The organism is Aeoliella straminimaris (assembly GCF_024054565.1).
Classification (GTDB): domain Bacteria; phylum Planctomycetota; class Planctomycetia; order Pirellulales; family Lacipirellulaceae; genus Aeoliella; species Aeoliella straminimaris.
Genome location: NZ_JAMXLR010000057.1, coordinates 1 through 599, shown reverse-complemented (window position 1 = coordinate 599; position 599 = coordinate 1). Strand labels below are relative to the sequence as shown.

The window sequence follows — 599 nt, the reverse complement described above, 5'->3', positions numbered from 1 at the left end:
AGGCAGGAGCAGCTTCTTGTTGGAATGTTTCACGCCAGGGCTGGTTGTCTCTCAGCATCGCATACATCGCTCGGACGAGCGCATGGCTCGTCGCCACTAGTGCGATCTTACGACGCTCACGATCGCCGCGGTGGATTCGTTCGAATAGGGCCCTGATTGTTGGACTGAGCCGGATGGCGTGCCAGGTCGCTTCGGTCAGCAGCTTGCGAACTGTAGCAGGTCCCTCCTTGGTGATGTGGCCCAGTCGGTTAGTTGTGCCCGACTGGTCTTGTCCTGGAACTAGTCCGAAGTATGCCCCGACTGCTTTGGCGTTTCGAAAGCGTTGTGGGTCGTCGATATAGGCGGCGATCGCCTCGGCGGTGCGTGGACCAATGCCGTGGATCGTTTGTAGCAGGGCCACACCTGGAGAGGCCGAGGCAATCCGATCGAGTTCTTGTTCCATTCGAGCGATCTGTTTGGTGAGGAGTTCCAATTCGTCGAGCCAGAGATCTCTCTGCAGAGCATCCGAGTCGTCGAATTCCTGTTTGGTCAGCCAATGCAGGCCCTTCTTTGTCCAGAGACCGAATGCTTTGGGGACTTGGATTCCATGGCCCCGCAGC

At 57.8% G+C, this 599-nt stretch carries 1 protein-coding gene; it reads right to left on the bottom strand.

Annotation, left to right across the window (positions count from 1 at the left end; translation table 11 throughout):
• The coding region (locus NG895_RS16755) for a transposase (protein WP_252853680.1) at positions 1-599 on the bottom strand (599 nt) is incomplete at both ends.